Annotated in this window: 24 protein-coding genes and 2 pseudogenes; 19 read left to right on the top strand and 7 right to left on the bottom strand. The window is 69.3% G+C overall.

The genetic code is table 11. From position 1 onward, the window contains the following. Nucleotides 1–13 precede the first annotated feature (13 nt). Nucleotides 14–697 (top strand): response regulator, encoded by a 684-nt coding sequence (locus Ahu01nite_RS20410; protein WP_014447701.1) that lies wholly within the window; start codon nucleotides 14–16, stop codon nucleotides 695–697. Between the two features lie 52 nt (nucleotides 698–749). Here Ahu01nite_RS20410 and Ahu01nite_RS20415 read toward each other — a convergent pair whose 3' ends face one another. Further along, entirely contained in the window at nucleotides 750–1,589 is an 840-nt protein-coding gene (locus Ahu01nite_RS20415; protein ID WP_203838193.1) for a DUF3109 family protein, read from the bottom strand. 129 nt (nucleotides 1,590–1,718) lie between these two features. On the opposite strand from Ahu01nite_RS20415, the gene Ahu01nite_RS20420 reads away from it, so the two are divergent. Then, nucleotides 1,719–2,543: a sugar phosphate isomerase/epimerase family protein gene (locus tag Ahu01nite_RS20420; protein WP_203838161.1), complete on the top strand. Its 825-nt coding sequence runs from the start codon at nucleotides 1,719–1,721 to the stop codon at nucleotides 2,541–2,543. Here the strand turns inward: Ahu01nite_RS20420 and Ahu01nite_RS20425 are convergent. Beyond that, nucleotides 2,530–3,066 (bottom strand): CGNR zinc finger domain-containing protein, encoded by a 537-nt coding sequence (locus tag Ahu01nite_RS20425; protein ID WP_203838162.1) that lies wholly within the window; start codon nucleotides 3,064–3,066, stop codon nucleotides 2,530–2,532. The genes Ahu01nite_RS20420 and Ahu01nite_RS20425 overlap by 14 nt on opposite strands. 89 nt (nucleotides 3,067–3,155) lie before the next feature. Here Ahu01nite_RS20425 and Ahu01nite_RS20430 point away from each other — a divergent pair, with 89 nt between their 5' ends. The 5 genes from Ahu01nite_RS20430 (at nucleotide 3,156) to Ahu01nite_RS20450 (ending at nucleotide 6,971) form a co-directional block, all read left to right on the top strand. Further along, nucleotides 3,156–4,076 (top strand): proline dehydrogenase family protein, encoded by a 921-nt coding sequence (locus Ahu01nite_RS20430; RefSeq protein WP_203838163.1) that lies wholly within the window; start codon nucleotides 3,156–3,158, stop codon nucleotides 4,074–4,076. Nucleotides 4,077–4,260: 184 nt separating this feature from the next. Further along, nucleotides 4,261–4,476, top strand: coding sequence for a helix-turn-helix domain-containing protein (locus Ahu01nite_RS20435; protein ID WP_203838164.1), 216 nt, complete (start codon nucleotides 4,261–4,263; stop codon nucleotides 4,474–4,476). Between the two features lie 171 nt (nucleotides 4,477–4,647). Further along, on the top strand, nucleotides 4,648–4,749 hold the full coding sequence (locus Ahu01nite_RS20440; RefSeq protein WP_007465623.1) for a 30S ribosomal protein bS22: 102 nt from the start codon (nucleotides 4,648–4,650) through the stop codon (nucleotides 4,747–4,749). Between the two features lie 153 nt (nucleotides 4,750–4,902). Further along, nucleotides 4,903–5,985, top strand: a complete 1,083-nt coding sequence (locus Ahu01nite_RS20445; RefSeq protein WP_203838165.1) for an NAD-dependent epimerase/dehydratase family protein — start codon at nucleotides 4,903–4,905, stop codon at nucleotides 5,983–5,985. Continuing rightward, nucleotides 5,982–6,971: a lysophospholipid acyltransferase family protein gene (locus tag Ahu01nite_RS20450; RefSeq protein ID WP_203838166.1), complete on the top strand. Its 990-nt coding sequence runs from the start codon at nucleotides 5,982–5,984 to the stop codon at nucleotides 6,969–6,971. Before Ahu01nite_RS20445 ends, Ahu01nite_RS20450 begins: the two co-directional genes overlap by 4 nt. A gap of 78 nt (nucleotides 6,972–7,049) precedes the next feature. On the opposite strand, the gene Ahu01nite_RS20455 is transcribed toward Ahu01nite_RS20450, so the two are convergent. Beyond that, nucleotides 7,050–8,255, bottom strand: a complete 1,206-nt coding sequence (locus Ahu01nite_RS20455) for a DUF5667 domain-containing protein (RefSeq protein WP_239159003.1) — start codon at nucleotides 8,253–8,255, stop codon at nucleotides 7,050–7,052. Between the two features lie 181 nt (nucleotides 8,256–8,436). Continuing rightward, a complete protein-coding gene (locus Ahu01nite_RS20460; protein ID WP_438874799.1) occupies nucleotides 8,437–9,360 on the bottom strand; it encodes a sigma-70 family RNA polymerase sigma factor in 924 nt (307 codons plus the stop codon). 320 nt (nucleotides 9,361–9,680) lie between these two features. On the opposite strand from Ahu01nite_RS20460, the gene Ahu01nite_RS20465 reads away from it, so the two are divergent. The 8 genes from Ahu01nite_RS20465 (at nucleotide 9,681) to hemB (ending at nucleotide 18,548) form a co-directional block, all read left to right on the top strand. Continuing rightward, complete coding sequence (locus Ahu01nite_RS20465) at nucleotides 9,681–11,192, top strand: AMP-binding protein (protein WP_203838169.1); 1,512 nt, start codon at nucleotides 9,681–9,683, stop codon at nucleotides 11,190–11,192. Continuing rightward, on the top strand, nucleotides 11,192–11,449 hold the full coding sequence (locus tag Ahu01nite_RS20470) for a glutaredoxin family protein (protein ID WP_203838170.1): 258 nt from the start codon (nucleotides 11,192–11,194) through the stop codon (nucleotides 11,447–11,449). Before Ahu01nite_RS20465 ends, Ahu01nite_RS20470 begins: the two co-directional genes overlap by 1 nt. Nucleotides 11,450–11,459: 10 nt before the next feature. After that, complete coding sequence (locus tag Ahu01nite_RS20475; RefSeq protein WP_203838171.1) at nucleotides 11,460–12,101, top strand: HAD family hydrolase; 642 nt, start codon at nucleotides 11,460–11,462, stop codon at nucleotides 12,099–12,101. Between the two features lie 246 nt (nucleotides 12,102–12,347). Next, complete coding sequence (locus tag Ahu01nite_RS20480; protein ID WP_203838172.1) at nucleotides 12,348–13,088, top strand: redox-sensing transcriptional repressor Rex; 741 nt, start codon at nucleotides 12,348–12,350, stop codon at nucleotides 13,086–13,088. Further along, nucleotides 13,085–14,380: a glutamyl-tRNA reductase gene (locus tag Ahu01nite_RS20485; RefSeq protein WP_203838173.1), complete on the top strand. Its 1,296-nt coding sequence runs from the start codon at nucleotides 13,085–13,087 to the stop codon at nucleotides 14,378–14,380. The genes Ahu01nite_RS20480 and Ahu01nite_RS20485 overlap by 4 nt, the downstream gene beginning before the upstream one ends. Continuing rightward, nucleotides 14,377–15,306 (top strand): hydroxymethylbilane synthase, encoded by a 930-nt coding sequence (hemC, locus tag Ahu01nite_RS20490; RefSeq protein WP_203838174.1) that lies wholly within the window; start codon nucleotides 14,377–14,379, stop codon nucleotides 15,304–15,306. Before Ahu01nite_RS20485 ends, hemC begins: the two co-directional genes overlap by 4 nt. Continuing rightward, nucleotides 15,303–16,889 carry a bifunctional uroporphyrinogen-III C-methyltransferase/uroporphyrinogen-III synthase gene (locus Ahu01nite_RS20495; RefSeq protein ID WP_203838175.1) on the top strand — a complete coding sequence of 529 codons (1,587 nt, stop codon included), beginning with the start codon at nucleotides 15,303–15,305 and terminating at the stop codon, nucleotides 16,887–16,889. Before hemC ends, Ahu01nite_RS20495 begins: the two co-directional genes overlap by 4 nt. Nucleotides 16,890–17,558: 669 nt before the next feature. Beyond that, complete coding sequence (gene hemB / locus Ahu01nite_RS20500; protein ID WP_203838176.1) at nucleotides 17,559–18,548, top strand: porphobilinogen synthase; 990 nt, start codon at nucleotides 17,559–17,561, stop codon at nucleotides 18,546–18,548. Between the two features lie 190 nt (nucleotides 18,549–18,738). Here hemB and Ahu01nite_RS20505 read toward each other — a convergent pair whose 3' ends face one another. Together Ahu01nite_RS20505 and Ahu01nite_RS20510 are read right to left on the bottom strand one after the other, a co-directional pair. Then, entirely contained in the window at nucleotides 18,739–19,761 is a 1,023-nt protein-coding gene (locus tag Ahu01nite_RS20505; protein ID WP_203838177.1) for a GNAT family N-acetyltransferase, read from the bottom strand. An 81-nt stretch (nucleotides 19,762–19,842) separates the two neighbouring features. After that, complete coding sequence (locus tag Ahu01nite_RS20510) at nucleotides 19,843–21,240, bottom strand: lysozyme family protein (RefSeq protein WP_203838178.1); 1,398 nt, start codon at nucleotides 21,238–21,240, stop codon at nucleotides 19,843–19,845. 379 nt (nucleotides 21,241–21,619) lie between these two features. Between Ahu01nite_RS20510 and Ahu01nite_RS20515 the strand changes: the two genes are divergently transcribed. After that, complete coding sequence (locus Ahu01nite_RS20515; RefSeq protein ID WP_203838179.1) at nucleotides 21,620–21,841, top strand: FmdB family zinc ribbon protein; 222 nt, start codon at nucleotides 21,620–21,622, stop codon at nucleotides 21,839–21,841. A 150-nt stretch (nucleotides 21,842–21,991) separates the two neighbouring features. Here Ahu01nite_RS20515 and Ahu01nite_RS20520 read toward each other — a convergent pair whose 3' ends face one another. Beyond that, the gene (locus Ahu01nite_RS20520) at nucleotides 21,992–22,147 is read right to left on the bottom strand and encodes a hypothetical protein (RefSeq protein WP_203838180.1); all 156 of its coding nucleotides are present in this window, start codon (nucleotides 22,145–22,147) and stop codon (nucleotides 21,992–21,994) included. An 862-nt stretch (nucleotides 22,148–23,009) separates the two neighbouring features. Here Ahu01nite_RS20520 and Ahu01nite_RS52040 point away from each other — a divergent pair. From Ahu01nite_RS52040 to Ahu01nite_RS20530, 3 genes and pseudogenes are all read left to right on the top strand, one after another. Continuing rightward, nucleotides 23,010–23,498: pseudogene (locus tag Ahu01nite_RS52040) on the top strand (adenylate/guanylate cyclase domain-containing protein); the annotation flags it as partial. A gap of 1,371 nt (nucleotides 23,499–24,869) precedes the next feature. Continuing rightward, nucleotides 24,870–25,310, top strand: a pseudogene (locus Ahu01nite_RS52130) (hypothetical protein); the annotation flags it as partial. Nucleotides 25,311–25,478: 168 nt separating this feature from the next. Beyond that, a complete protein-coding gene (locus Ahu01nite_RS20530) occupies nucleotides 25,479–26,513 on the top strand; it encodes a hypothetical protein (RefSeq protein ID WP_239159007.1) in 1,035 nt (344 codons plus the stop codon). Nucleotides 26,514–26,549: the final 36 nt, after the last annotated feature.

Below are 26,549 nucleotides of genomic sequence, written 5' to 3' on the forward strand. Positions count from 1 at the left end.
AAAGGAACCCCCATTGGCTCGCGTGCTCGTGGTCGAGGATGAGGAGTCGTTCTCCGACGCCCTGTCGTACATGCTCCGCAAGGAGGGCTTCGAGGTATCGGTCGCTGCGACCGGCACCTCGGCGCTGACCCAGTTCGACCGGACCGGCGCCGACATCGTGTTGCTCGACCTGATGCTGCCCGAGATGTCCGGCACCGAGGTGTGCCGTCAGCTCCGGCAGCGCTCCGCCGTACCGATCATCATGGTGACCGCCCGGGACAGCGAGATCGACAAGGTTGTCGGTCTCGAAATAGGTGCCGACGACTACGTCACCAAGCCCTACTCGCCCCGCGAGCTGGTCGCCCGCATCCGGGCGGTCCTGCGCCGCCAGGGCACCGAGGCCGCCGAGGTGACGACGCCGACGCTGGCGGCGGGCCCGGTCCGGATGGACGTGGAACGGCACGTCGTGACGGTTGACGGCGCCGGGGTGCAGTTGCCGCTGAAGGAGTTCGAGCTGCTCGAGCTGCTGCTGCGCAACGCCGGCCGGGTCCTGACCCGCGGTCAGCTCATCGACCGGGTCTGGGGAGCCGACTACGTCGGCGACACCAAGACGCTGGACGTGCACGTCAAGCGGCTGCGGTCCAAGGTCGAGCCGGAGCCGTCGGCGCCGCGCTACATCGTGACGGTGCGTGGTCTGGGCTACAAGTTCGAACCGTGATCGTCATGTGAAAACGGGGGCACCGATCGGTGCCCCCGTTTTTTCGTCAAGGTCAGATCGGCGGGGTCGCCGGTTCCTTGCCGCCGGGTTGCTTCGCCGCGGCGATGGCCCTCGCGGCCACGGTCGCCGGGTGCTCCGCGACGAGACCGGCCGCCAGCCGGGCAGCGCACAACCGGGAGAGCTCGTCGTACGCATCCTGGCCGACCAGCGCGATCAGCTCCGGGCCGTACGACTGGTACATCGGCTCGGTGCCCACGTGCGCGTCCGGTGAGGACGTGCACCACCAGTCGAGGTCGTGCCCGCCCGGACCCCAGCCGCGCCGGTCAAACTCGGTCAGCGTCGAGAGCAGGTACTTCGTGCCGTCCGGCCGCTTGGTCCAGTCCTGCTCGCGGCGCACCGGGAGCTGCCAGCAGACGTCCGGCTTGTAGGTCAGCGGGTGCACGCCGTCGCGCAGTGCCTGGGCGTGCAGCGCGCAGCCACCCCCACCGGCGAAATCGGCGTCGTTGAGGAACACGCACGGACCGTCCGCGGACGGGGTGGCCGTGCGGCGGGCCGGTTTCGACCCGTCGATCGTGTCCATCTCGGTGTAGTTCTTGAACCCGCGCCGGTAGTGCTGCCAGGTCTCGGGCGTCAGCTTGGCGGCCGCGCTCTTCGTCCTGGTCTCGTCGTCGGCGTCGGTGAAGAACGCGCCGTGCGAACAGCAGCCGTCCTGCGCGCGGCCCGCGATGATGCCGTGGCACGCGGACCCGAAGACGCAGGTCCAGCGGGACAACAGCCAGGTCAGGTCGGCGCGGACCACATGCTGGTCGTCGGCCGGGTCGGTGAACTCGATCCATTCGCGAGGGAAGTCGAGATCGACCTCTCGGGCGCGGGCGGCGGCCGCGTCATCCATCACGATGCGAAGCTGGGTGCGGCGACTCACCTGGCACAGCGTACGCGCGTCTGCCCTGCACAACCGCGCAGCGGGGCCCTTCCGCGCAGGACAGTGGCGGGGGTGACCGGCCGGACTACCCTTTGATACGTGACTTCGGATGTCCCCGTACTCCTGTCCAGTTCCTCGGTCTTCCCCGAGCCGACCTCGGCTGCGTTCGAGATGGCGGCCACGGTGGGTTACGACGGCGTGGAGGTCATGGTCTGGACCGACGCGGTCAGCCAGGACGCCGGTGCCCTCCAGGGCCTGGCCAAGCACTACGGCGTGCCGGTGCTCTCGGTCCACGCGCCGTGTCTGCTGGTCACCCAGCGGGTCTGGAGCCCGGACCCCTGGGAACGGCTCAACCGCGCGGCCGAGCTCGCCGAGTCGCTCGAAGCCCCCACGGTCGTGGTGCACCCGCCGTTCAGCTGGCAGCGGGACTACGCGCGCAACTTCGAGCCGGGGCTGGCCAAGGTGCAGGCCCGGCACCCGGACATCACTTTCGCGATCGAGAACATGTTTCCCGTGCGAATGGCGGGGCGGAATTTTGTGCCCTACACCCCGGGATGGGATCCGACGGAGGTCGGCTTCGACGCGTACACGCTGGATCTGTCGCACTGTGCGGCTGCGCGCATCGACTCGATGGAGCTGGCCGACCGGATGGGTGCCGGTCTCAAACACGTGCACCTCGGTGACGGCACCGGCGAGGGGCGCGACGAGCACCTCGTGCCCGGCCGGGGCACGCAGCCCTGCGCCGAGCTGCTCCAGTCGCTGTCGGCCCGGGGGTTCCGGGGCTCGGTGGCGCTCGAGGTCAGCACCCGCAAGGTGGCCAACCGTGAGGTACGGGTCCAGGACCTGCGCGAGTCGCTTGAGTTCGCCCGACGGCACCTCGCGCCGGCACCCTCGGGAAGCCCGGCGTTTTCTACGCCGGCGTGAGCGTGGCTGCGCGCTTGCGGGCCCGATGGGCGGCGACGTGGGAGCGGGTCGCGCAGCGCTCCGAGCAGAAGCGGCGGCAGTTGTTGGACGACGTGTCCAGATAGACATTGCCGCAGCGCTCGTCCGCGCAGATGCCGAAGCGCGCGCTGCCGTATTCGCACAGCCACACCGATAGGCCCCAGACCGCGCCGGCCAGATATTCCGCGCTGACCAGCGCGCCACGCCCGGTGACGTGCATGTGCCAGTCCCCGGCGTCGTGCCCGGAGATGCGTGGCTGCACCGGGTAGGCCTCGAGCAGGGAGTTGAGCTCGGTGACGGCCTCGGCGTCGCGGCCGCTCGTGCCGTACTCGAAGACGTCGTGCAGCCGTCGCTGGGCCCGGCGCAGCGCTGCCAGGTCCTTGTCGGTGACCTCGGCGCCCATCCAGGCCAGTTCGCCGTCGAACATCGCCTTGAGCCCATCGAGGTCGTCCAGGCCGGCGTTGACGAGGTCGACGGCCGTACGCGCGTACGCATCGAAGTTCACCCGACAACCGTAGCCGCCCCCATCCGTTACGAACACGGTCGAGACATGGTTACCGCGACCCGGAGCGGCCCGGGTTATACGCTCGGCACATGCTCCGATCCGTCTTTCTCGCCGCCGCCGGGTCGTCCCGGATGGAGCGGCTGATCTCCTCGGTCCCGGTCAGCAAGGGGATCGTCCAGCGGTTCGTCGCGGGGGCGGGGGTCGACGACGCGTTGCGGACCAGCCGGGTGCTCGCCGACGACGGCCTCGCGGTCAGCCTGGACCACCTCGGCGAGGACACCCTGACCGCCGAGCAGGCCGCCGCGACCAGGGATCAGTACCTGCTGCTGCTCAGCCGGCTCAAGAGCGCAGGACTGACCCCGGCGGCCGAGGTGAGCCTCAAACTCTCGGCCGTCGGCCAGAAACTCGACGACAAGATGGCGTACGAGTACGCGAGCGCGATCTGCGCCGCCGCGGCCGAGGCGGGCACCACGGTGACCCTCGACGCCGAGGACCACTCGACCACCGATTCGACGCTCGAGATCCTCTCCGAGCTGCGCAGGGACCATCCCAGCACCGGTGCTGTCCTGCAGGCCTACCTGCGGCGCACCGAGGGGGACTGCCGCGAGCTCGCCACCGCCGGGTCGCGGGTGCGGCTCTGCAAGGGCGCCTACGCCGAGCCTGAATCGGTCGCGTACCAGTCGGCGCTGGATGTCGACAAGGCGTATGTGCGCTGTCTCAACATCCTGATGTCCGGCGAGGGCTACCCGATGGTCGCCACGCACGATCCCCGGCTGATCGCGATCGCGGAGGACAGGGCGCGCTGGTTCGACCGTCAGTCGGACGAGTTCGAGTTCCAACTGCTTTTCGGCGTACGCCCGGAGGAGCAGACCAGGCTCGCCGCAGCCGGCCACACCGTCCGGGTCTACGTGCCCTACGGCGACCAGTGGTACGGCTACCTCATGCGCCGCCTCGCCGAGCGCCCCGCCAACGTCGCCTTCTTCGGCAAGGCCTTGACCTCCAAGAAGTAAGAAGTCGGTCCCCTTTGGGGGACTTTGCTGGCGTGGCGTCTTGACTTCTCGGGTGCGATTTCACGGAACGTAGCCCGGTGGTCACAGAGGTCTCGATACCGTACTGAAGACACGCGCGCCCATCAGCCACGTCGCGACAGTCCAGCGGTGGTGAGGGCGCCTGCGAAAGGATCGGTGCGAGGAGATGACGGGTCCAGCAACCCAGACGGAGGAGCGCCTTGCTGAGGTGCGCTTCCTCACCGTCGCCGAGGTCGCCGCGCTCATGCGGGTCTCCAAGATGACCGTGTATCGGCTGGTGCACGGCGGCGAGCTCAGTGCGGTACGGGTGGGCCGGTCGTTCCGGGTGCCCGAACACGCGGTTCACACGTACCTGCGTGGGGCGTTCTCGCAGACTGCTTGAGGGGCCGTGTTGGTCCCGTGCGGGAGGGGCGGCTACGCTGGTGCGGTTCGCCCCGTGATAGCTCGTGTGCGTTTGGCGCCGCGGCTGAGGGGCAAACCGCTAGCAGTCCGGTCGGTGCGTGTTTTCACGCGCGCCGCGGCCGGCCCCACATGGTTTCGAGAGGCATGACGTATGGGCTCCGTGGTCAAGAAGCGTCGCAAGCGTATGGCGAAGAAGAAGCACCGTAAGCTGCTGCGCAAGACCCGCGTTCAGCGTCGCCGTCTGGGCAAGTGATGACCGGCCGGGCGATCTGCCCGGCCTGCTCACTTGCCGATCCCGGCTCGGCCGCACCGGTTGTCTTCGGTGTTCCGGCAGAGCCGTCACCAGGCTGCGTTGCTGTCTAGGCATAGCCGTTCTCGACCGAAGCCGCATGTGAGAGGCGCGCCCGTGGTCTCGTCCGAAGCCGCGGCCCCGCCGCGGGTCGTCGTGGTCACCGGGGTCAGCCGCTTCCTCGGAGCTCGCGTCGCGTCCCGGCTCGCCGCCGACCCTCGTGTCGATCGCGTCATCGGCCTGGATCCGCACGAGCCGCCGCCTGCCCTCGCGGGCCTGCTGGCGGACGTCGAACTGATCCAGGCCGACGCGCGGGCCGCCACCGGTGTCGTCGCCGACCTCGGTGCGGAAGCGGTTGTGCATCTCGCGGTCACAAGCGCGCCCGACCCGCAGCACGGTGGGCGCGCGGCCATGAAAGAGCAGAACGTCATCGGGACGATGCAGCTGCTCGCGGCCGCGCAGAGTGCCGGTCGGCTGCGCAAGCTGGTCGTGCGTTCCTCCACGGCCGCTTATGGCGCGTCCTTTCGCGACCCGGCTGTCTTCACCGAGGAGACCGAGCCCCGTGCGGTGCCGCGTGGCTCCTTCGCGCGCGACATCCTCGACATCGAGGGTTATGTGCGCGGCTTCCGGCGCCGTCGTCCCGGGGTGGCCGCCACTGTTCTGCGGTTCGCGCCGTTCATCAGCGAGACCGCCGACACCACCCTCACCCGCTACTTCGCGCAGCCGATGGTGCCGACCGTGCTCGGCCGCGACGCCCGGCTCCAGTTCGTGCACGTCGACGACGCGCTGGAAATCCTGCACCGCTCGGTCATCGAGGACCATCCCGGCACGTTCAACGTCGCCGGTGCCGGGGTCCTCGCGCTCTCCCAGGCCGTGCGCAGGGCCGGCCGGATCTCCGTGCCGCTGCCCGAGGGCACGCTCTCCTCACTCGCCGCGGTCGCCCGCTCGGTCGGTGTCGGTCAGATCGGCCTCGACCAGGTGGACCTCTTCGTGCACGGCCGGGTGGTCGACACGACCCGGCTGGTCAAGGAGTTCGGTTTCACGCCACGCACGACCGCGGCCGCCTTCGACGACTTCATCAAGGGTCACAGCAACGGGTCGTCGCTGACCGCCGACCGGCTCGAGGCGGCCGAGCGGGCCATCCTGGACGGCGTCCGGCAGCTCCGCGCGGCGGCGTCCTCCGGGGGTGTCGAGTCATGAGTCAGGACGAATACCACAAGGCGCTGCCCGGGCATGCCAACTTCGCGCTGCCCAAGGAGAAGCCCTACAAGCCGCTGAACGGCAAGCGCCCGATTCCCGAGAAGCCCGCGCCTGTCGTCGAGGAGGCCCCGGCGCCGGATCCGGTGGACGTGTGGGATCAGCGCGTCGCCGGCGGGCTGGCCTTCCTGCGGCGCCGGCTCGCGGGTGCGTACGACGTGGACGAGTTCGGTTTCGACCGTGAGCTCAACGACAGCGTCTTCCAGCCGATGCTGCGGGTGCTCTACCGCGACTGGTTCCGCACCGAGGTGTTCGGCGTCGAGAACATCCCCGACACCGGCGGCGGGCTCATCGTCGGCAACCACTCCGGCACGCTGGCACTCGACGCGCTGATGCTGACCACCGCCCTGCACGACAAGCACCCTCTTCAACGGCACCTTCGGTTGCTCGGTGCCGACCTGGTCTTCCGGATGCCGGTGCTCTCCGAGCTCGCCCGCAAGGCCGGCGCCACGGTGGCATGCAATCCCGACGCCGAGCGCCTGATGAGCGAGGGCGAGCTGGTCGGCGTCTTCCCGGAGGGCTTCAAGGGCATCGGCAAACGCTATTCCGAGCGGTACAAACTGCAGCGTTTCGGCCGGGGCGGCTTCGTCTCCGCGGCACTGCGCACCGGCACCCCGATCACGCCGGTCGCCATCGTCGGTGCGGAGGAGATCTATCCGATCCTCGCCGACCTCAAGCCGCTGGCCCGCCTGCTCGGCATCCCGTACTTCCCGGTGACCCCGACATTCCCGTGGCTCGGCCCGCTCGGCCTGGTCCCGCTGCCGAGCAAGTGGCTCATCGAGTTCTGCGAGCCGATCCCGACCGCGCACCTCACCGAGTACGCCGACGACCCGATGGTGGTCTACAACCTCGCCGACCAGGTCCGCGAGACGATCCAGGCCACTCTGCACACATTGCTGGAAAAACGGCCGGATCCGTTCGGGCGCTAAACCGGTACAATAGACACTGAGGGGCGGCCCCGACTCTTGAAGTCGGCACCGCCCCTCGCCATGTTTTTGGTGGGTGTGTCAGTCCTTGCCGAACAGGTTCCCCAACAGGCCACCGAGCAGACCTTTGTCCTCCGCCGACGGCGGGGTGACGGGATCCTCGGAGACCATCGGTTCCGGGTCGGCCGAGACGCTCTTGGACGGCTCGGCCTCCTCCGCCTGCTCAGCGACCGAGGCCTTGCCACCTGTGGTCGCCGTCGGTTCAGCCGTCGGTTCGTCGGTGGCTTTCGGGTCGGACTTGCTCTTCTTCTTGTCGTCCGTGGTGTCGCTGTCGCCCTTGGACGACGATTTGTTCTTCTCGCCGCCGGTGCTCTGCGTATGGGTCTGGCCCTGACGGCGCTCGCCCGAGGATGACGAGGTCTCGGAGCCCGCCTTGCAGGAGCTCAGCGACGGCCCGAGGGGGTCGCTCGGCGCCAGTTCGGCATCGCAGGCCAAGCCGTCGCGGATGTGCTCCGAACGGTCCTGAACCCGGTCGAGCAGGTCCAGCGACGCGAGAGCCCGCTCCCGGTTGGCGGTATTGAGCCGTTCGAGGGCCGGGGTCAGCACGCGGCGCTGGGTGTCCACGAACGAGTCGACGTAGTTGAGGCCGGTCGGGTCCTCGCGGGTCACAGCCGAGGTCGTGAGCAGCTTGACGCCCTGCGTGGCGTCGGCGTCCATGTCGGCCAGCGCGGCCGGGAACTTGACGTTGTCACCGTCCATCGAGACCGCCTCGGAGAGCCTGTTCCGGGCGAACGTCAGCGACAACTGCCCACGGGTGATGTCCGAGCCGGCCATCGCCAGCTGGGCCCGCTCGGTGGAGCGCTTGACGCCGTAGAGGGCATCACCCGGCGAGGCGTTCTCGCTCGCCGCGGAGATCCCCGAGACGGCCATCGCCCCGGCGGCGACACCGATGACGATCGCGCCGCGGGCCCGGATGCGTCGCCCGCCCTGCCCCAGCAGCTTGCGGACAGGTGCGGTGGCCTCGGGCTCGTCATCGGTGGTCGCCGCGCCCTCCCCGATCCCGTCGCGTTCTGCCGTGGCGACCAGCATGGCCCGCAGCCCCATCCGGAACTCCGGTTCCACCTGGACCCCGGGTCGTGGCGCGGAGAGGCGGTGCCCGATGGCGACCAGTTCGGCGAGCTGTTCGTCGGCCCGGCCCCGGGTGTGGTGGCGACGGCCCGCGCTCGTCTCGTCGAGAAGCTCCGCGAAGCGCTCGGCGCTCCGGCGATCCAGGAAATCGAACTTCACCGGGGGCACCCCCCTTCGCTCGTGACTGACCCGCCGACGACGGTGTCAGCGGGCGCGACAGAAATGGCGGACCGTTGGTCCACCACGGGTCGCACCCGGACAAACGCTTGACGGGCATGCGCGGTTACGGGTGGAACCGGCGTCGTTGAGGCCGCAGAGATCGACAAGGTCAGGCTTCCCATCACCACTGGAACCCTTCGGGCAGCAGCCGGGCCAGCGCTCGGACGGCCCGGTACTGCAGGGCCTTGATGGCGCCTTCGTTCTTGCCCATGGTCTGTGCGGTCTCGGCGACGGAGAAACCCTGCAGGAAACGGAGCACGATGCACTCCTGCTGCTCGGGATTGAGCTGCTTCACCGCCGTGAGCAGCGCCACGTTGGTGATGTGGTCGACGACGGCCGCCTCTGGGCTACCTTCTGGGCCACGATCTTCGCGATCGGCGTCGAGCACGTCGCCGGTGGTCACCTCGAGCCGGTAACGCCCCGACTTGAAGTGGTCGGCGACCAGGTTGCGGGCGATGGTGACCAGCCAGGCGCCCAGGTCACGGCCCTGCCAGGTGAAGCTGCCGATGCGTTTGAGCGCCCGCAGGAAGGTGTCGGAGGTCAGGTCCTCGGCGAGTTGGCGGTTGCCGACCCGGAAGTAGACGAAACGGAAGACGGTGTCGACGTAGCGGTCGTAGATCAGCCCGAAGGCGGCCGAGTCGCCGCCCTGGGCCCGCTCGACGAGCGCCCAGACCTCCGCGGCGGCGTCGCCGGGGTCGGGGCGGGCGGGATATTTCGGTGGTTCCGACTCGCTGGGCGGGCCGGTGGTGCTCTGGGTCGGTACGACGACGGTCTGATCGGCGTCGGTAACGCTCGCCCGGCGCTCAGGCCCGGGTTGCTGCGGTGTTTGCGGCCGGCCGGGGGCGACTACACGGCCGCCCTTCGAGTTCCCGGTGCCGGGCAGGTGCCGGCTCGGTGACTCGTTGATGTGGGGCCGGTTCCGGGTCCGCTTGGGTCCGTCGCCCCGGATGGCATTGGCGACGCCCTTGCCGAGCGCGCTCAGTTTCTCCGGCACGCTCGGATAAGCCGCGAAAATGTCGCGATTGAACGGATCGCCGGCGTACACATGACTCACTGCGCCTCCTTGACCCGGCGGGCCGTCGTTGAGGGGGTGGCCGAAAGGCCGTCCACAACAAAACGGGGTGAAGCGGCCAGGAACTTGGCAGGCCGACCTCACCCACGGATGTGGACTCCGTTACACAGGGGCGAAGTATTGCCGTATCTGTGCACACCAAGTCGCACAGTGTGTGCGTTGCCCGAAAATAGTACGAAGTGGCGCAGACCGGGCGGAGCGTCCTTCTGTCACGATGAACGACGCACTGGCGGCGGCCATAGGCCGATCTGCGTCACAGCCGCCGTCCGGGACATGTGCCAGACTCGGGCGTCGTGGGAGACCTCTCCGCGAGCCCGGCACCCGATCCGGTCCGAGCCGCCGCACGACAGACGCCCGACCGGCCCGCACTCATCGCCGGTGACACCGTTCTGACCTGGTCCGAGCTGGACGAACGCGTCGAGAGTGCGGCGCGGTACCTGGCTGCGGGCAGTGCTCCCGGTGATCGGATCGCGATTGTTCTGGGTAATACGCCCGGCTTCGCCATCGCGTATTTCGGCGCGCTCCGGGCCGGGCGGGTGGCTGTTCCCTTGAATCCGTCGTACGCCGATGACGAGATCGAATTCGCGCTTGCCGACAGCGGGGCGGTTCGTGTTGTCGTGGCGAACGCAGGACGGGGTCCTGTGCGTTTGTCGGATGTGGAGCGCGTACAAGAAGAATCGCTGGAGCAAGGCGGACCGCCACTCGCGACGCCCGGGCCGGCCACCGATGATCTCGCGGTTCTGCTCTATACGTCCGGGACCAGTGGGCGGCCGAAGGGTGCCATGCTCACGCACCGGGCACTTTCCGCGAACAATGAGCAATTATCGCGTATCGAGCCGCCCGTTATCGGTGCCGACGACGTGGTGCTGCTCGCCATTCCGTTCTTTCATGCCTACGGCCTCAATACCGGGCTCGGCGCCGTTGCCCAGCATGGCGCCTGCGGTGTTCTGGCGGAGCGTTTCGATCCCGCCGAAACGCTCGCGCTGATTGCAGAACACCAGGTCACGGCCGTCATTGGTGTTCCTTCGATGTATGCGGCCTGGTCGTTGATGCCCGATGTCGACCTCGGTTCTGTGCGCACCGCTGTTTGTGGCGCGGCGCCCTTGGACCCGGCCGTTGCAGCGCGTTTCACCCTGGCGACGGGCAAGGGCATTCTTATCGGGTACGGCCTGACCGAAGCGGCACCGGTGCTGACGACCACGGCAGTGAGCGACCGGGCGAAAGTCGGGTCGATCGGCCGTCCGTTGCCGGGCATTTCGTTGCTTCTCCGTTCGGCTGACGGCGCGGTTCTGTGGCGCGACGGCGTCACCACCCCGGCGGAGGACGACGAACTGGAGCTCGACCTGGCTTCGGAGGGCACCGATCCCGGCGAGATCGTGGTGCGTGGCGCGAATCTCTTCTCGGGATACTGGCCCGGCGGCGAGGACGGTCCTTCCTCCGACGGCTGGTGGGGGACCGGTGATATCGCCTATGCGGACGCCGGCGGTGACCTCGTCCTGGTCGACCGGATCGGCGAGCTGATCCTGATCAACGGCTTCAACGTGTACCCGGCCGAGATCGAGCGCGTCCTCGACGCCCACCCCGGGGTGCTCGAAGCCGCGGTGATCGCTGTGCCCGACGAGCGCACCGGCCAGGCGCCGTACGCGTATGTCGTTCCCGCCCTCGACCCCGCACCCACCCCGGCCGAGCTGCACGCCTACCTCGGGACGCAGCTGGCCCGGTTCAAACTGCCGGCCGGTATCGAGCTGGTGAGTGAGTTGCCGCACTCCGCGATCGGCAAAGTACGCAAGGGAGCCCTCCGATAATGGATCTGTCGCCTCGTTTGACCTTGATCAGCCGCGCCGGATGCCACCTTTGCGAGGAGGCCGAGCAGGTGCTCGACCGGATCGCGCCCGCTGGCTGGACCAGGGTGGAGGTCGAGGGCTCGATCGAGCTGGAGCGTGACTACGGCGACCGGGTGCCGGTGGTGATCCTCGACGGCAAGGAGCACGGCTACTGGCGGGTCGAGGAGGAGCGGTTGCTCCGGGATATGGCTCGACCTCCGGGGGCCCCTCGGCTGTAACGTCACGGCCGTGGCTCGAAATCATCTTGTCTGGGACTGGAACGGCACCCTGCTCGACGACCTCTCGCTGGTCGTCGCCTCCACCAATGAGACGTTCGCCAGAGTCGGCGGCCGCAGCGTGGACTCCGACGAGCACCGCTCGCGGTTCCGCCGCCCGGTCGCCGAGTTCTACGCCGAGATCCTCGAGCGGGCGATCAGCGACGACGAGTTCGAGGAGCTCGACCGGATCTTCCACGACGCCTACCGGCTCGGCCTGACCACCATCCCGCTCGCGGCGGACGCCGAGGCGGCGATCAAGGCCTGGCAGGGCACGCAGTCGCTGCTGTCGATGTGGTTCCACAGCGAGCTGATCCCGGCGGTCGAATCCCGGGGCCTGGCCGGAGTCTTCGCCCGCATCGACGGCCGCCCCACCGAGGTCGACGGCGGTCTCAAGGCCGCTCATCTGGCCCGGCACCTCGCCGAGCTGAAGATCCAGGGCCCGGATTGTGTGCTGATCGGGGATTCCATCGATGACGCGGATGCCGCGGTATCGGTCGGCGCGGCCGCCGTGCTCTATACCGGTGGTTTCACCGACCCGAATCGGCTGCGCGCATCGGGCGTTCCGGTCGCGGACTCATTAATGGAAGCGGTGTCGATCGCCAAGGCACTGTGATACTCGTCGTCGGGATCGCGACGTTGTTGGCAGTGGGGCCTCGGAAGCGGTAATACTCGGATGGATGTCGGCGTGCGAGTAGCACGCTGACTCGATCTTTGTCCAGTTCCGCTATCAAGATCGCGATTTGTGCACGCCTTCACAAGCGCCTACTCTGTGACTCCGACGAGCCCCGCTACCACAGCCGGTCAATCCGGGCCACAGAGGGCTCACCGCAGGTTCGCCACCTTGTCGGCACGGAGTCAGATGAGTCAGCAGCGTCATGGAAACACGCCCGGCAACGCCGGCGCAGTGCCCGCCTTCCCGGATCTTCCGGAAGCGACGATCGCGCGACTGCCGGAGTACCTCCGCGCTCTGCACAACCTCGCGGAAGCCGGCTCCGACACGATCTCCAGCGAGGGTCTCGCCGCCGCGGCGGGAGTCAACTCGGCCAAGCTCCGCAAAGACCTGTCCCACCTCGGGTCCTACGGCACCCGTGGCGTCGGTTACGACGTCACCCTGCTGATCGACCAGATCGAATACATCCTCGGCCTCGACCAGCGCCGCGCCGTCGCCCTCGTGGGCGTCGGAAACCTGGGCCACGCGCTGGCCGGCTACGACGGGTTCGCGAGCCGCGGGTTCCGCATAGTCGCTCTCTTCGACGCCGATCTCGAACAGGTCGGCAAAGCGATCAACGGGCTGACCGTGCGGCACGTCGGCGAGCTGCGCCGTTCCGTCGTCGAGGACGGCATCACCATCGGGGTCATCTCGACCCCGCCGAGTGCAGCGCAGGGCGTTGCCGACGATCTGGTGGCCGCGGGGGTCACCAGCATCCTCAACTTCGCACCCTGTGTGCTCTCGGTCCCGGCCGGTGTCGACGTCCGCAAGGTGGATCTCGCCATCGAGCTGCAGATCCTGTCGTTCCACGAACACCGCAAGGCCTCGCTGACCGCCCTGCCCGGCGGGCTGGTCGGCGAGGGCGAAAACCAGGAGGCGGTCGGATCGTGAACCTGCTCAGCGTCGGCGCGTCCCACAAGACAGCCGGAGTCGGCACCCTCGAGCGTCTCTCGATAGCCGGCCCGGACATCCCCGCCATACTGCAGAAACTCGTCGCCCAGCCGTATGTCGGCGAGGCGGTCGTCCTCTCCACCTGCAACCGGGTCGAGGTCTATGCGGCGGTCACCGGCTTCCACGGCGGTCTCGGCGACGTCTGCAACGTGCTCGCCGAGGAGTCCGGCATCGGGGCCAACGAGCTCGCGAGTCACCTCTACGTGCACTACGACGAGGCGGCCGTGCGCCACTCGTTCCGGGTCTCCTCCGGGCTCGACTCGATGGTCGTCGGCGAGGCGCAGATCCTCGGCCAGCTGCGTGACGCCTACCACGCGGCGACCGAGGCCGACTCCGCCGGCCGGCTCCTGCACGAGCTCATGCAGCAGACGCTGCGGGTCGGCAAGCGCGCGCACGCCGAGACCGGCATCGACAAGGCCGGCCAGAGCGTGGTCAGCGCCGCCCTCGAGGTCGCGGCCGACGCGTTCGGCGGCGACCTGACAGGCCGCAAGGGCCTCGTGATCGGCGCCGGTGCGATGGGTGCCCTCTCCGTGGCGACCCTCACCCGCTCCGGCGTCGGCCCGCTGAAGATCACCAACCGCGGCGCCGACCGGGCCGCCCGGCTCGCCGAGGCCTACGGCGCCACCGCGGTCCCCTTCGACTCCCTCGACGAGGCGCTGGCCGAGGCCGACCTGGTGGTTTGCGCCACAGCGTCGACCGAGCCGGTGCTCACCGCGGAGCGCCTCGCGGGCCGCTCACGGCAGCTCGTCGTGCTCGACCTGGCAGTGCCGCGCGACGTCTCGCCGGAGGTCGCCGCGCTGCCCCATGTGACCGTCGTCGACATGGACGGGCTCGCCGCCAGCCGCCGCGCACTGCCGGCCGCCGCCGACACCGCCGCGGTCGAGCAGATCGTAAGTACCGAGGTGGATCAGTTCCTCGGATGGCTGCGCGGCGCCGAGATCGCCCCGACCGTCGCCGCCCTGCGCACCCGCGCCGACGAGGTTGTCAGCGCCGAGCTGCGCAAGCTCTCCTCGCGCCGTCCGGAGTTCACCGACGAGCAGCGCTCCGACGTGGCCCGCACCCTGCACCGCGTCGTCCAGCAACTGCTGCATTCGCCCACCGTCCGGGTCCGGCAACTTGCGGCGGAGCCCGGCGGCGACCAGTATGCGGCCCTGTTGCGTGAGTTGTTCGACCTCGACGTCCCGCATGCGACCCAGGCGGACGCCGTGCCGGAGATCGGAGGGAAAGCGTGACCACCCCGCTACGTCTCGGCACCCGTGGCAGCAAGCTCGCACTCGCCCAGAGCCAGATGGTGGCCGACGAGCTGACCAAGCGCACCGGCACCCCGGTCGAGCTGGTCCGCATCATCACCGCCGGTGACCGCTCGGCCGCCCCGGTGGCGGAGCTGGGCGTCGGCGTGTTCGTCTCCGCGCTGCGCGACGCGCTGCTCAACAATGAGATCGACTTCGCGGTCCACTCGTACAAGGACCTGCCGACCGCGTTACTACCCAGCCTGCACATCGCGGCTGTGCCCGAGCGGGAGGACCCGCGCGACGCGCTCGTCGCCCGTGACGGCAAGACCCTCACGGAGCTCTCCGCGGGGTCGACCATCGGCACGGGCGCGGTGCGCCGAATCGCGCAATTGCATGCCTTGGGCCTACAGTTGCAGGTCACGCCGATTCGCGGCAACATCGACAGCCGAATCGCGCGGGTGCTCGGCCCTGAGGCCGACCTCGACGCGGTCGTCCTGGCGAGGGCCGGCGTGATGCGTCTCGGCAGGGCCGCCGAGATAACAGAGACGCTGGATCCGATGCTCATGCTGCCCGCACCCGCCCAGGGTGCGCTGGCCGTCGAGTGCCGGTCCGGCAACACTGACCTGGTCGAGCTGCTGGGGGCACTCGACCACGCACCGTCCCGCTTCGCCGTCACGGCGGAACGGGCGATGCTCGCCACGCTCGAGGCCGGGTGCTCCGCCCCGGTCGCGGCACACGCCGAGCTCGCCGAAGGCGAGCAAGGCGACGAGATCTACCTGCGCGGTGCGGTGATCAGCCCGGACGGGACCCGAGCTGTCCGGTTGTCGCGCACCGGTACGCCCGCCGCCGCGGCGGAGATCGGCAAGGCGCTCGCCGCCGATCTCCTCGAGGCCGGCGCCGACACCCTGATGGGGAGCACAGAATGACCACCCGCACCGCCCGCAACCGCGCCGGACGCATCGCGTTCGTCGGCGCCGGACCCGGCGACCCGGGGCTGCTGACGCGCCGGGCCCACGACACCCTCGCCGAGGCCGACCAGGTCGTGTACGACCGAGGTGTGCCCGAGTCGCTGCTTGCGGCGATCAAGGCGGAGGCCAAGGACGACACCCAGTTCAGCCCGGCCGAAGGCGCACCCGGCGATGTCGCCAAGGTGCTCCTCTCGGCCGCGAAGTCCGGGCTGTCCGCCGTCCACCTCGTCGCCGGCGACCCCTTCGGCCACGAGTCCGTCGTCCACGAGGTGCAGGCTGTCGCCCGCACCGCGGTGCACTTCGAGGTCGTGCCGGGCCTCGGCCAGGCGGAGGGCGTCGCCACCTACGCGGGCGTCCCGCTGCCGGCCGTGCGCACGGTCGCCGACGTCGACGACGTCACCGCCCTCGACTTCGACGCCCTCGCCGCGGCCGCCCTCAAGGGCTCCTTCGCGGTGGCCGTGGACGCGGGCGACCTCGCCGCCGTCCGCGACGGCCTCCTCGCCTCGGGCGTCGAGCCGGGCACTCCCGTCGGCGTCACCGGCGACGGCACCGGCGAAACCCAGTACACCACCACCTCCACGGTCGACAGCTTCGTCGCCGCAGCCCTCGGCTTCACCGGCCGCGTCGTCCTCACCGTCGGCGGCGACGTCGCCGAGCGCGACAAGCTCAGCTGGTGGGAGAACCGCCCGCTCTACGGCTGGAAGGTCCTCGTCCCGCGCACCAAGGAGCAGGCAGGCGCAATGAGCGCCCGGCTCCGCGCGTACGGCGCCATCCCGTGCGAGGTCCCCACCATCGCCGTCGAACCCCCGCGCACCCCCGCGCAGATGGAACGAGCGGTCAAGGGCCTCGTCGACGGCCGCTACGCCTGGGTCGTCTTCACCTCGGTCAACGCCGTCCGCGCAGTCTGGGAGAAGTTCGCCGAACACGGCCTCGACGCCCGCCACTTCGGCGGCGTCAAGATCGCCTGCATCGGCGAAGCCACCGCCGACGCGGTCCGCGACTTCGGCATCCAGCCCGAGCTGATCCCCGCCGACGACCAGTCCAGCGAAGGCCTCCTCGCCGAGTTCTCCCCCCACGACGAGATCCTCGACCCGGTAGGCCGCGTCCTGCTCCCCCGAGCCGACATCGCCACCGAAACCCTCGCCGCCGGCCTCATCGAACGAGGCTGGGAAGTCGACGACGTCACGGCCTACCGCACCGTCCGCGCCGCCCCGCCGCCGGCCGACATCCGAGACGCCATCAAGTCAGGCGGCTTCGACGCGGTCCTCTTCACCTCATCCTCCACGGTCCGCAACCTCGTCGGCATCGCAGGCAAGCCCCACGCCCGCACCGTCGTCGCGGTCATCGGCCCCAAGACAGCCGAGACGGCCACGGAATTCGGCCTCCGAGTCGACGTCCAGCCCCAGCACGCCTCGGTCCCCGACCTCGTCGAAGCCCTCGCTTCGTACGCGATCGAGCTCCGCGAAAAGCTCGCAGCAATGCCCGCCAAGCAGCGCCGCGGCTCGAAGGTCCAGGGCCCCACAGCCCTCCGCTTCCGCTGACCGTTTCGCCCGACCGTTTCGCCCGACCTTTTTTCCGCTGGGCGATCGGGCGGTGGCATGACCTGCGGTCCCGCCTCGGCGGGCCGCTGAACGGCTGAACCGGGCTGGTGCTCTCCGCGCCGGCCCATCCCCGGGCTGGCGCTCTCCGCGCCGGCCCATCCCCGGGCTGGTGCTCTCCGCGCCGGCCAGGGACGGGCTGGTGTTTTTCGCGCCGGCCCATCCCCGGGCTGGTGTCTGTTCGCACCGGCCAGGGACGGGCTGGTGTTTTTCGCACCGGCCAGGGACGGGCTGGTGTTTTTCGCACCGGCCAGGGACGGGCTGGTGTTTTCGCGCCGGCCCATCCCCAGGTTGGTGTTTTTCGCACCGGCCTGGCCCGGGTTGGTGTTTTTCGCACCGGCCTGGCCCGGGTTGGTGTTTCGCACCGGCCTGGCCTGGGTTGGTGTTCCTCACACCGGCCCGGCCCGTCGGGCAGCTCGCCGGGTTCTCCGGGTGAGCTTGCTGGTCTGCCGGCCTTCCGCGCGGCAGACTTTGCTGGTCCGGTCGTCCGCCTTGACCGGCGACCTGGTTTATCGCCGACCTGCTAGGGCCGGTTTGGTTTATCGCCGACCTGCCTGGGCCGGTTTGGTGCTTCGCCGGCCCACTGTGGCCGACCTGGCTGAGGGAGTGAGCATGTCGTACCCCGACATTCGCCCGCGCCGGCTTCGGCGTTCGGCTGCCATGCGCCGCCTGGTGGAGGAGACCCGCATCTCGCCCGCCGAGCTGGTGCTCCCGGTCTTCATCAAGGAAGGCCTCGCCGAGCCCCGCCCGATCTCCTCCATGCCCGGCGTCGTGCAGCACTCGCGTGAGTCGCTGCGCAAAGCCGCGCACGAGGCCGTCCGGGCCGGCGTCGGCGGGATCATGCTCTTCGGCGTGCCGAAGAACGAGAACAAGGATGAGACGGGCTCGGGCGGCATCGACCCGGACGGCATCCTCAACGTGGCCATCCGCGACGTCGTGGCCGAGGTCGGCGATTCCACGGTCGTCATGGGCGATCTGTGTCTTGATGAGTTCACCTCCCACGGTCACTGCGGCGTGCTCACCGCTGACGGCACGGTGGACAACGACGCCACCCTCGATCTCTACGCCCGGATGGGCGTCGCCCAGGCCGAGGCCGGGGCCCATGTCGTCGGACCCTCCGGAATGATGGACGGCCAGGTCGGCGTAATCCGCCGAGCCCTCGACAAGGCGGGCCACCAGGACACCGCGGTCCTCGCCTACGCGGTGAAGTACGCGGGTGCCTTCTACGGCCCCTTCCGCGAGGCCGTCGAGTCGACCCTGCAGGGCGACCGCCGTACCTACCAGCAGAGCCCTGGCAACATCCGTGAAGCTCTGCGCGAGGTCGACCTCGATGTCGCCGAGGGCGCGGACATGGTCATGGTCAAGCCCGCGCTGCCCTACCTCGACGTCGTGGCGGCCGTCCGTGACCGCGTGGACGTCCCGGTCGCGGCCTACCAGGTCTCCGGTGAGTACGCGATGGTCGAAGCCGCCGCCGCGAACGGCTGGATCGACCGCCAGGGCGTGATGCTGGAGACCCTCACGTCGATCAAGCGTGCGGGTGCCCAGATCGTGCTCACCTACTGGGCCACCGAGGCGGCCCAGCTCCTCCGCGATCGCTACTGAGCCATTCATTGCGGCCTGTGTGCCGGGTTTTCATGCGGCTAACGTACTCGGCTGTCGAGCCCGGATTTGGGTTATCCACAATGCGGCTCTGTCCACAGGCCGCCCAGCGCTGATCCGCTGATTCGGGCACTCTGGCCGGGTGCTCAGAGGCGTACTGGATGAAGGAGCCCACGGATTCGGCCCATGGCCGTCAGTCCGTGGGTTCCAACCGCTGCACCAGTTGGGCGACGTCGGCGGCGTATTCGTACCAGTCACGGTCCGACTGAAATCCCAGCTCCGCGTTGACCTTCAACATCGACTCGTTGTGCTGCGCGTTCCACGTCTGCACCTGCCGCAGGGTGGGCTCGGCCGTCCGCAGTTCGAAGAGCATCCGGGCCTTGATAGCCCGGTCGATGCCATAACCGCGGTGCTTGCGCACGACGATGGTGTCGTACTGATCCGCGCGCTCCGGGTGCTGCGCCGGCACAACCAGCTCGGTGAGACCCGCGACCTCGCCGGTTTCCTCGTGGATCGCCAGCACGACATAGGGCTTGAGACCCCTGCGGTGCAGCGTGTCGAGGCTGTCCCGCAGACGCTGCGGGTCCGCGGAGCTCGGGCGGCTGTCGGGATCGTTCTCGTCGCCGTCCTGTGCCTCGAGCTTGGCCTGGGCGTATGCCTCCAGCAGCGGCTGCGACGGGCCGCCCGGGTGATACTCCACCCGGTAACCCGGGCTGATCCCGTTCGCCATGGCGCTCAAGGAGCTCCAATCCACGCTGGACAGGTTGAGCACGCTGCGTGTCTCGACATAGTCCTTCGAGAAGCTCATCGACTCGTAAAAAGCGATTGCGGACGTGCCACCGATCGCCTCGACGCTGATCGACGAGAAGCCTTCGAGGTAGGCGCGACGAGCGGCGACCGCCACCAACTGCTGGCCGAGGCCACGGCGACGCAGATTCGGGTGCACGAGCACCTCGAGCACTCCCGCGTTGCCGAGCAGCAGCAGCGTCACATGCCCGAAAACCTGGCTCTCACCCTCGGGGAGACGGTCGTCCTCGGCCACCCAGCTGATCCTGCGCTCGCCCGGCATCGTCTCGGCCAGGTATTCCCTGACCTGGATCTCCTGCCATGGTGGATCGTCCGGAAGGTCTGTGGCCAGCACCCTGTTCAACGTCTCCACGAGCGATCGGATCTCCTCGTCCGACGCAGACCGGGGATCCCATTCACGCACCCTCACGAGTACAGCTTGCCGGTATCTCGACCATCAGGGAAGTGCTGGCCCGGCAAATGTACGCGAACCGTCACTGTCGGTTGCGGATTAACCCCGGCTCAGCTGCCCATATTGGTTGGCCATCCGGTAGACCTCCTGGGCGTACGGGCGGACCGCGTTGTAGGTCAAAATGGCCTCCCACCAGGCGTCCGGCTTGGACATGTCGCGTCCGCCCTTGCACAGATAGGTGGCTGTCGCGAGTGCCGCGTCGTCGATGTCGTTCGGGTTCGAAATTCCGTCATTGTCGGCGTCCACAACGTTACCAACCGCGAGCTCGTTCCAAGTCTGCGGGATGAACTGCATCGGCCCGACCGCCCGGTCCCACGTGGCGTCCTTGTCGAGCAGGCCCTGATCGGTGTCCCGGATGGCCTGTCGGCCGCCTTCACCGTTGAGCTGCAGGCCGAAGATGTCCGGCGACACCGTGCCGTCGGTGTTGAGCACAGAGTTCCCGGTGCTGCCGTGATCCGACTCGACCTTGCCGATCGCGGCGACCGTGGTCCAACTGAGATTGCAGGTCGGCGTCCGGCGGGCAGCGACAAGCTGGGCATAGCCATATGCCTGGACGGCGACGACCGGGATGCCGGCGCGGGTGCCGGTCTCCTGAGCCCACCCGGCGAGAGCATCGGCGGGCCGTGCCCCGGTCACGGCGCCCGGGGTCGTGGCCGTGGGGACCCCCGTCGGCAGCGCGGGCGGGGTAATCACCCCGGCACCGGTGCTCAGGCTGGGCAACGGCGCAGCGGAAGCCGACGTCACCGGCACTCCCGCGTCCTGACCGAAGCCGGGGGTCACGGTGGGCGTGGGCGCCGACTCCAGAGCCTGCGGAACGAGGTACGCCCCGGCCGTCCCCGCGGCGCCGAGCAGCAGCACAGTGACGACGGCCGGAAGAATGAACCTGCCGGTAGGACGCTTCGCCCATTCGGAGGTGCTACGGGCCATCCGGGCAGGGCCGGCCTTCCGCAGGCCACGAGAGGCGGACCCACGGGAGGACGGCGTCCGGGAGGCGAGCGCGAGAGCTGTCACCGAGGGCGGAGCCATGCTTCCGACATAGGAGTCCTTGTTCGGGCCGCCCCTGCCGGCCTTGTCCCCAGCAGCCGACTTGGCATCATCGGCGTCGCTTTTGCTGGCGTCGCTTTTGTCCGCCTCGCTCTTGCCTGTGTCGTCCTTCTTGCCTGTGTCGTCCTTGTTCGCGTTTTTGGTCGGGGGCGTTTTGTCGGCCGGCGTGACCTGGACTGCCTTGTGGGGGGCATCGGCGGCAGTGGCGTCGGTGGCGGTGGCGTCGGCTCCGGCCTTTTCTTTCGCTTCGGGTTTGCTCGCTTCGAGGCCCTTACGCTTCGGGTCCGGGGCGGGGAGGCTCGGGGCGGGGAGACTCGGGCCCGCGGGCTCTGCGGCTGTGGGCGTTATGTTCTGGGTGGGCTTCGGCTCGGGAATCTCACGGGATTTCGGCACCGCGCCACCTGCGGGCACCGTTTCGCCCTCAGGCCCAGTGCCGCCCTCAGGCCCAGTGCCGCCCTCAGGCCCAGTGCCGCCCTCAGGCCCAGTGCCGCCCTCAGGCCCAGTGCCACCCTCAGGCCCAGTGCCACCCGAAGATCCAGTCCCGCCCGCGGACAACGTGTCTTCCTCGGGCGCCGCGCCGGAGCTGCCGAGGGGGCCTCCGAGGTGCGGTGCCGCCGGACGATGAGGAGGTGTTTTCTGCCCGTCAGCCACCCGCAAGAGAGTACCGGGCGAACGCTTGGACGCAGGGTATGGATCAGACTCGATGAAGGTTTCCGACAACCGCGCAACTGCGTTGCAGCGGATCACCGCGTCGAGCCCCTACCCTGTGCGGATGCCGCGATACGACTTCCGGTGCCGCGCCTGCGGCGACACGTTCGAGATCAACCGCCCGATGGCAGAGTCCGCTGCGCCGGCAACCTGCCCGCAGGGCCACGCCGACACTGTCAAACTCCTCTCCACCGTTGCCGTTACGGGCCGCGGTGGCGGAGCTTCGCCGACCCCGATGGCGGGAGCCGGCGGCGGTGGCTGCTGCGGCGGCGCCTGCGGCTGTTAACCCCGGGGGCTCTGGCCATGACCGTGCCTCCGGTTGGCAGGCCCACGGGATCAAGGTCACCACCTCATCTCGCGCGGCGCACCACCATCGGACCGTGCACCGCAGACATCTCGCCCGCGCAGCAGGCGAAGCCAGACGTCTTTCCCGCTGCTACCGGGTCTCGCTGGGCAGCGCCGCGCAGTGCTGCTGACAGTGCGCTGCCGGCTTTGTGTCCGACAGCACTGCCTCGCCCCCGAGCCGGATCTCGCCGCCCTCGGTGCCGTGCGGTGCCTGTCGTAGGCGACCGGTGGGCTTGGTCCTGGACATGGAACTGGGTCTGGTCTTGCGAGCAGGGCCCGGTCCAGGCCTCCGGGGTCACATCGAGGCTCGGGTCTGGCGGGGTCACGCCGAGGCTCGAGTCCAGCAGGGTCACGCCGAGGCTCGAGCCTGGGTTCCGAGGCTGCACTGAGGCTTTGGTCTGGTCTTCGGGCTGAGCCGAGGCTTGGGCCTGGTCCCCGGGCTGCACCGCTGGGGGCTTCGTTGCGGTGGGTTACGGATCTACGACGCGGATGGCTGATGTTGCGCGGTGTTACCGGGGTGGTGGGTGGCTGGTTCGGTCTTCTCGCGGGGGTGATGTGGGGTGGGCGGGCTGGGGTGGCGGGCACGGAAGGGGTCCACCTTATGGGTGGCGCTTGCGTTTGGCGGGAGGCCGTTGAGCGGGGTTGGGGAGTCTGTGTCGGCTCGTTGACCAGAAATGGCATGGGTGTGCGGTGAGCAGGCCGCTCGCAAGATCGATGCGGTCGGATCTTGTTGACGGCTGTGGTGAATGTGGTCTGAACTGGGCAGGTTCGGGTTGCGGGCGGCCGGTGGGGGCTGGGTTGGTTGCCGCAACCTTTGGGGCTTGCTTGGCGTTCGGCTTGGGGCGGGCGCTGCGGTGGGGCTGTGCAGCGAGGGCGATCTCTTTTGGTGATCAGGTGGTGACCTTGTGGAGTCGCACAGGTAATCGCACTGGGCGACCCTTGTGGGGACGTACGTTCGGGTCGGCGGAAGTGGCCGACTGCCGCGTGACTGGAATATGAACCGCGTCGTTACGTCACTCGTAGTGCCGTACGGGGTATCGACGGCTCGTCCGCAGGTCGGCCTTCATGGGGCGGCTGTGGTGGGTGGATGGTTACCGACCGTTTCTACGATGTCCGGCGTGATTGCGGTGCGGCAGCATGAAACGCGACTTCCCGAGGGGGCGGAGGTTCATACCGTGTTGGGACGGACCGAGCTGCCGAGTGGGCTGGTGACCTTCGTGTTCACCGACATCGAGGGCTCGACGCGATTGGCCCGGATGCTCGGTGAGGGTTACGGCAGCGTGCTCAACGCTCATCGAGACCTGCTTCGAGAAGCTCTGCGTAATCACTCCGGTGTGGAGCTTTTCACGGAGGGTGACTCCTTCTTCGTGGCCTTCGGGGATGCCACGGACGCGGTTGCTGCTTGCGTAGCGTCACAACGGGTGCTCGACGCGTACCCGTGGCCGAGTTCTGATGCGGCACCTCGGGTGCGCATGGGTATCCATACCGGGTGGGCCACGCCGCGTGCCGGCGAATACACGAGCACCGAAGTGCACCGCGCCGCTCGGGTGGCAGCGGCGGCCCATGGCGGCCAGATTCTGTGCTCGGAATCGACGGCGCTCGCAGTGACAACATGGTCGGGGACACTCCAGCCCGACCGGCACGCCGGATCTGCGAAAGCGCCCGACCGACATGCCGAATCCGCGACGGCGCCCGTTGTGCGCACCGAATCTGGGACGGCGCCCGATGTGCGCACCGGATCTGGGACGGCGCCCGTTGTGCGCACCGGATCTGGGACGGCGCCCGAGGTGCGCGCCGGATCCGAAAAGGCGCCCGTTGTGCGCGCCGAGTCTGCGAAGGCTCCCGGTGCGCAGGAGGGGCCCGGAATCGGGACCTTCGCCGGGGCTCGTGCGGCAGGGATCGTTAAGGCTGATGTTCCGGTCACCGGCCGCGGCGAGCGGGACGACATTCTGGTCTCGCTCGACCTGCTTGACCTCGGGCTGCACGTGCTTCGGGGGTTCGACGACTCCGAGCGGCTCTTCCAGGTCGTCGCGCCGGGGCTTGAGCGTTCGTTCCCGCGGCCCAGGACGCCGGGGGCGCCGGTGCACAACATTCCTTCGGCGGTGACTCCGTTCATCGGGCGGCAGTCGGAGGTGGCTGAGCTTCGTGGGGTGCTCGGGCGGCACCGGATTGTCACTGTTGCGGGGAGTGGCGGGGCGGGGAAGACCCGGGTTGCGCTTGAGGCTGCTCGGGGCGTGCTGACGGCGTACCCGGAGGGGGTCTGGGTTGTCGATCTTGTTGATGGGAGTCCGGAGCGGGCGCTCGCCGCTGCGATGGGGGTGCGCTCCGAGCCGGCGCGGCCGATTATCGAGTCGATTGTCGAGCGGTGCGGGAACGGGCGGATTCTCGTGGTTCTCGACACCTGTGACGCTCAGCCGGCCGAGGCGAAACGGCTCGCGCGGCGGCTACTCGCGGCTTGCCCCCGCCTCGATGTGCTGGCGACGTCGCGGGCGCCGGTTGGCGTACCAGGGGAAATGATCTGGCGTCTCCCCGGGCTGGCGCCGGCCGATGCTTACGCCCTGCTTGCGGAGCGCGCCGAGACGGCTCGCGGCGGCCGGCCCGGACCGTACGACGAGCCTGCCGACCTGGCACGGGTGGCCTCGAAGCTGGACGGGCATCCGCTGGCCATCGAGCTTGCGGCTGACCGGCTCCGGTTGCTCTCGGCGGCTCAGCTCGCGCCCCGCTTGGACGACCCGATCGCGGCTCTCGACGCCGGGCGTCCCGGCGCGGATCTCGGCGGCGGACGGTTCGGTGGGGTTCTTGACTCCGGGCGGCCCGGTGGGGTTCTTGACGTTGGTCGGGCGGGGGCGTCATTTGATCTGGGCCGGTCGGGTGCGGCTGTGGGCTCCGGAGCTTCGGGCCCTGCCCTTGGAATCGGTCGGCTGGGTGTTGCCGATGTGGACTCGGCCGGCGAAAGGCCCCTGGCTCGGATGGCCAGCGCGGGCTCTCGACGAGCGGCATCAGAGTGGCGAGCGGCATCAGAGGGCCGAGCGGCATCAGAGGGGCGAGCAGTATCAGAGGGCCGAGCTGCGTCGGAAGGGCGAGCTGCGCCGGAAGGGCGAGTGGCCTCGGAGGGGCGAGCGGCGGCCGAGGGGCGGGTGGCTTCGGATGGGTGGCTTGGTTCGGGTGGGCGGCTCGGTATTGAGCGGGCCCGGACCGATGTTGTGAGCACGTGGGATGCGCGGGCTCGTCATGACAGTCTTACCGAGAATCTTGATTGGTCGTATCGGGGGCTTTCCGGGCCGGCTGCCGCGCTGCTGCGGCGGTTGGCTGTGTTTGCGAATCCGGTTGAGCTCTCCACTGTCGAGTGGTCCGGCGACGATGGGTTCGGGGCGCTTTCGGAGTTGGCTGACCGGTCCTTCGTTGACATTGTCAGTGGGCCTCGTTATCGGCTGTCGGAGCAGGTCAGGTCTTATGCTGCCCGGCGGCTCAGCGGTGCTGGGGAGGAGCGGGCTGCGCGGGAGCGTCATGTCTTGTGGTCGCTGCACATCCTTGACGGGGTTGTGGTTGATACGGACGGGCAGCCGCGGACGGTTTCGTTGACGGAGCTGTCGCCGTACGTGAAGGAGTGGGAGGCTGCGCTCCGCTGGTCGGTCACCGCGGGCAGTGTGCGGGCGGGACTGCGGCTTGCCGGTGCCCTCGACCCGTGGTGGCGTGAGCATGGCGGTGCCCGCGACGGGCGGGACCTGCTTTACCGCCTGTACGGCCGGGTGCCCGACGGCGGCGATGCGCCCCGGCGGATCAGTGGCGACCCGGGTCAGCCGTTCACCGATGACGATCCCGACGGCATCACCGCTGACGAGCTGGCTTCCGCGTACCTCATGCATGCGGGTCTGGCGGCCGACCGGGAGGAGCGGACCCGGTTCCTGAAACGTGCGGAGGCTCTTGCGCGGCAGGCCGGCAATCCTGCTCTGCTCGTACGCGCGACGGCCGGTCACCACGTCTCGCTCCTCGAAGCGGGCCTGGTCGATGAGGCTGAGCAGCTGTGCCGTGACGTCATCGCCCAGGCTGAACGTTCCGGTGTGGCCGGTGCGGCCCTGCCCGTAGTGGTCGCGCTGGCTGAGCTGCTCTGGCGCCGGGATGCCCTGGACGAGGCTGCGGAGACGCTCGGTGGTGCCAGGGTGCTGGAGGCGGGACGGCCCGAGGACCGCGGACGGCGTACGGTCGACTGGCTCCTGGGTATGGTCGCGTTGCGCCGCGGTGACCTGGTCGCCGCGCATGACCATCTCGTGGTGGCACTCCGATCGCGGCTGCGGCACGGGTTCCGGGGCGCGGCGGCGGATGCCGTGGCGGCTATCGCGGTCCGGTGCGCGCTCGGCGGCGATGCGACGACCGCGACCCTGCTGTTCGGTGGTGCGGAGTCCGTTCGCGGGGCTCGGCGGGCGACCCAGTTCGGGAGCTTCTGGGCCGCGCAGCAGGCAGCCCTGCGGCGGACCCTCGGCGACGCTGCCTTCGACGCGGCCTACGCGGACGGCGCGGACAGCGGCTTCACCACAGCCGTCGCCACCGCCCTCGCGGTCGAACACCCCGACATGGAACACCCCGCCGCCCGCTTCGCCCAAACCCTGCGCTGACCAGCCCGCCCAGCCCGGCCCGGCCCGGCCCAGCGA

The organism is Winogradskya humida, from assembly GCF_016862215.1.
In the GTDB taxonomy this organism is placed as follows: Bacteria; Actinomycetota; Actinomycetes; order Mycobacteriales; family Micromonosporaceae; genus Actinoplanes; species Actinoplanes humidus.